The sequence below is a fragment of the Pseudomonas sp. CM27 genome (genome assembly GCF_013179515.1).
Classification (GTDB): domain Bacteria; phylum Pseudomonadota; class Gammaproteobacteria; order Pseudomonadales; family Pseudomonadaceae; genus Aquipseudomonas.
Genome location: NZ_JABMCN010000346.1, coordinates 1 through 5,028, shown reverse-complemented (window position 1 = coordinate 5,028; position 5,028 = coordinate 1). Strand labels below are relative to the sequence as shown.

Sequence of the window (5,028 nt, the reverse complement as noted above, 5' to 3'; positions counted from 1 at the left end):
GTTCGTTCTGCGCCTTCCAGACCTTCACCCGGATCTCCAGATCGCTGAAGCGCAGCGTCGCATTGTCTTCGCAATACTCGCTCAAGGCGTGCCTGAACACTTCTGCTTGCAGCTCCGGGCGCTTCACCAGGTACATCAGCATCCGCTGTACGCGCAAGGCCAGATACCGGCTGGTGAATGCCTGGCGAAAATCGGCGGAAGTCGTGAGCCTCTTCAACAGATGAAAAAAGTCCTGCGAACCCGCCCGGGCTTCAAGCGTGCCCCATGCATCGGCCAGGCGGTCGCGCTCGCTGCTGGTGACAAGGTCTAGCCAACGGAGCATGGTCGGAACCGGGTCATCATTCAGTTCATGCCATTGATCGCGTACGCCCTGCAGCGGGTTACCTGATAGCCGCACCCTGCCGTCGAGCCACAAAATGGAACGGTAGAAACCAAAGGGCAAGGTCCGGATGGCGTTGTCGGCAAGATCGAGCGTCCTCAGCCGTGCGGCTTGCAGAAGACCACCGGGCACCTCTGTCAACTGGGTGTTGCCCAACATCAACGTCCGAAGGCTCTGCATTTCGACGATGGAAAACGCCAGGCGTAATGGATTGTGCGACAGGTTCAAATAGACAAGCGAGCGGGATCGGGCCAGCAGGTCTGTGGCGCGCCCATCCAGACTGATCTGGTTACCGGACACGTCCAGCACTTCCAGCTGTGAAGCCAACTCGCGGAACAAAGGCAGACTGCGCAGTCGGCAATTGGTGACGCACAGCACAGTCAACCTGGCAAACACGTGGAGGAAGTCCTCCGGCACCCTGCGCAGCTGCAGGTTTCTCAAGTTGATCCGGGAAACGTGGGCAAAATCCACTTGCTGCGGTATGGCCGGCAGTTCATCCAGGTTGCTGGTGTAACTGCTGAGCTCAAAGGAGACACGCCCTTCGCCCGACGAGCGTGGGCCCAGGCGACGCCAACAGTGCTCTAGCGTCACCGCAAACTGGCGACGCGCATTCCAGGCCCAGATTCGGGCAGTAGACCGCTGCCAGCTACGCAGCTGGCGGGTCAGCATCCGCAACTGCTGCTCAAGGTCGACCAGCATCATCGTGGGATCAAGCTGCGAGGCCCGCGCGCGCGTCAGCCAGTCGTCTACCTGCTGCTCACCGAACCCCGGATACAGGTCTCGCAGCTGGGCAGCAAGACCCGCTGGCCGTCGCCTCGCGCCGCGGGCGCCGATACAAGAGCGGCAACCACTCAATGGGTATCCTGTCAGCCCTTGACCAAAGCGTTGTGGGGGAAGGAAGAAACCGGTAGGTCGCCTGATCCCCAGTACGTTCGCAATGACCAGCTGTCCTCGCGCTACATGCTCGGCGAGCCGTGCACGTAATTGCGCAGCGAACGGCTGCCCGATACCCATCGCCGCATGCGCTTCGTCGCTATACCCGGTGGCAACGAGATCGAACAGATCACCCGGTCCATGTTGTTCATTCAGATAAAAAGCACCGCCCTGAAACCTCAACCGCAGCAATCCCGCCCCCCCTTCGGTACTGGCCAGCGGCTGGCCTGCATCGCCGTCGAACAGCTGCCACCCGGGCCCTGCAGCTGCACCTGGCAGCTGGCTCATGCCTGCCAGCACAACGCGCGCCAGATTCAGGTCCTGTGGCAGGTCGAACAACAGCGCCTCATGCGCGCGCACGCAACGAATGTGCCTTGCCAGGTCGGCGGCATGGTAGGCAAGGCGCTGGTCCGTAGCGCCCAACAGTTCCTCGGCTGCCAGGCGGTGCAAGCTTTCGAAGTCGCGCTGCAGCTCGTAAGTGGCCGGCGTCACGGGATACCGTTCATAGTACAGCTGCAGTAGCAGTGCATGCCGCGTGCCCCAGACCCGGTCCGCAAGCTCGGCGTCCGACAGCGCTTCGGTCTCCGCCCCTTGCCGGACCCTGTTCAGCAAAGCGCTGTCTCGAACCGTCTGGGTGCTGCGCAGCTGGCTGATCAGCGCCTGGATACGGTTCATCACCGCCACGCGATTCACCGTGTCCACCAAGCAGGCATGGGGCGCACCGCTACACACGTGCAACCCCCTCAGATGCTCTGCTGTCATGTCGTGGATCGCCAACACGTGGTCTATCTGCACAGGCGCCAGCTCGGTGAACGGGCCACCCAGGCGTTGGAACATCTTGTAGGTGTCATCCCACTCGACAGGCTGTTCGCACCAGACTCGCCATGCCCCGGAAGCGTTATGCCGAAGCAGGGGGCCATAGCCGTCGACGGGCTTGATCTGCCAGAGGTCGTCCGGGCGCTGCAGGACCTCGAAAAAGCTACCCTCCATGTTGACCCAGCAGCGTTCGCCCTGACGGTAGACCCCTGCGGCATCGGCCAGTGCCTGTACAGGGGGGGCAGCACTGCGAAACGGCGCCAGGTCGAACTGCCACAGTTTTTCAGACCCGTCCTCCAGACGTGCCACTACCATAGGGTCTACCCTCTGCCACGCTCGGCTGACGGTGCGCATGACCACTGCCGTAACCCCCAGCTCAACCAGCTGTGTGAACACGTCCAGCACATGGTCCAGCGCTGCTCGGGCATCGCCCTCACGCCAGGCGCCTACCGCATGGAACACGTCCTCGAGCAAGCCCCAGGCTGCAATGCCCAGCAACACGGCATTGAGCTGCGGCACGAATAGGCCCATCACGCCGGCAGTCATCCAGGCGCTGTTGACCAGCCGATTGTGCCGCTGCTGCTCAACCCTGGCGTCGATGTCCTTCACTGGCACCGCAATGAACGCCGCGTCGTCCTTGACCTGGTCAACCCATGCCTGGGCCAGGTGGGCGAACAATGGTTGCGGGTAATCGGACAGGTGCTGGTCCATGTCGCGGGTTGCCCAGTCAGCGACGTCCTTGAGGGCGCCGGCTACCTGGGCAAAGAACGCCTGACGGTCGCGGCGGCGGATGAACCGGCGGAAAAACCGCTGATACGGCTGTTTGGCAAGACGCTTGCCCAAGGTGCTGCGGATGAATGCATCCAGATCAGTCGCTACATTCCACGGGCTGACCGGGTCGTCCGGGATGTACACCAGTACCCGCGCGCTGGATTTGAACCCGATAAAGTCATCAGTGATGTCCAGCACCAGTATCTGCTCGAGCGTGCAAGCGTAGGCTGTCAGCTGCCGGGCATGCACCGCCCGGGTGCCTAAAGCGCCAAGCCGGCCGTGGTGACACAAGCCAACTACCAGTTCAAGCTCTTCGGCAGTCAGCGTGCCGTCGTTTCTGGCGCGACAGGCGTCGACCAGCATCGATGAGGCCAGCAGCGCTGCCAGGGACGATGCGACCGTATGCCCGCTGGGCGTGCGCTCAGCCGGCGCATCGAGCGCAGCCTGAAGGTGCTCCTGATAGCGCGCTCCCAGGTCGAGATTGCGGCAGCAACCGGCAAAAGCAGCCGCCGTCATGCCGGCAACTGTAGCGCCATCCCCGGCGACCACGCGATCCTTGCGCGATAGCCCACGCCCCTGCGCTTCGTGCTCGGTAAAATTGGCAAGCGCTGCGGTGACAAGCGGAATGTCGAAGTCGTTTTGTTGCTGCTGGGGCAATCGGCCAAGCGCCCAGTCGGGCCTGGGCGCAATAGTGAAATAATGGTGGCGCAGGTAGAGGGTGCTGCAGTCGACCAGCACTGAAAAATCGTCGCGCAAGGCGCGCTGCAGCAGCGGCCGGCAGTACTGCTCGATACCCTGAATATCCCGCAGGTCAAGACTCAGCCGTTGCTTGCACTGCAAGCCGGTTTTCAACGCTCGGACCAATGCCGTGAGTTGTATCGGCGACAATGCCGGTTGCTGCCCTGCACCGGCGGCGCTCAAGTTGCGCATCCAGGCCGGCAGTGCCCGCACGATCACGCCATCCTGATACCCCTGCTCCAACGCCAGGCTATCGCCCGCCTCACTATTGCTCATGAAATGCCCCTTTTTCATCGAAAGGTGCAACGCTAAGCAGTAGCAGTGGCCAAAGGGACTATGGCGTTACCACCGGCTCAGAACAGCTTCAGCTGGCTGCCTGTCAGGGCACTGAAGTCATCCCCGACAAAAGGCAGGATGGCATCGGCGACCGGTTGCAACTGACGGCTCAGGTAGTGCTCGTAGTCAATCGGTGATTGCAGGTTTTCCAAAGGTTCGGGACCCGCAGTTGTGATGATATAGCTGATCCAGCCACCCTTCTGGTACTGCGTGGGGCGGCCGATGCGCCGGTTGTAGTCGTCCGCCAGCCGTGCGGCGCGCACATGCGGTGGCACGCTGCGTTGATAGTCCGCCAGCGGGCGCCGCAGGCGCTTGCGATAGACCAGCTGCGCATCCAGCTCGCCAGCCAGGGTGCGCTGCACGTAATCACGCACGTATTCGCGATAGGGCTCATTGCGGAACACCCGGCCATACAACGCCTGCTGGAACTCCCGCGCCAGTGGCGACCAATCGGTACGCACCGATTCCAGGCCTTTGTAGACCATGGTCTGGCTGCCATCGGGCTGCTGCACCAGGCCCGCATAGCGCTTCTTGCTGCCTTCTTCGGTGCCGCGGATGGTCGGCATCAGAAACCGCCGGAAATGCGTTTCGAACTGCAGCTCGAGCGCGCTGTGCAGGCCCAGCGTGTCGCCCAGGTGCTGCTGCCACCAGTGATTGACTTCGGCGACCAGTTCTCGACCAATGCGTGCCGCTGCGTCCTCGCCGTGGGCCCCCTTGAGCCAGACGAATGTCGAGTCGGTATCGCCATAGATCACGTCATAGCCGCGCGCCTCGATCAGCAGGCGGGTCTGGTGCATGATCTGGTGGCCGCGCATGGTGATCGACGACGCCAGGCGCGGGTCGAAGAAGCGGCAGCCGCTGGAGCCGAGCACCCCGTAGAAGGCATTCATGATGATCTTCAGCGCCTGGGACAACGGTGCATTGCCCTCGCGCTTGGCCGCTTCCCGGCCCTGCCACACCCGCTCGACGATGGCCGGCAGGCAATGCCGGGTACGCGAGAAGCGGCCACCGCGGAAGCCTTCCACCGAGTGCACGTCGTCCGGCTGGCGCAGCCC

At 62.7% G+C, this 5,028-nt stretch carries 2 protein-coding genes; both read right to left on the bottom strand.

What is annotated here, in order from left to right; all coding sequences use genetic code 11:
- Positions 1–3,913: dermonecrotic toxin domain-containing protein (locus tag HP547_RS27330; protein WP_172288554.1), on the bottom strand; the 3,913-nt coding region annotated here is incomplete at its 3' end.
- Between the two features lie 77 nt (positions 3,914–3,990).
- Positions 3,991–5,028 (bottom strand): DNA polymerase domain-containing protein (locus HP547_RS27325; protein WP_306140658.1); only part of this gene is annotated, 1,038 nt, incomplete at its 5' end.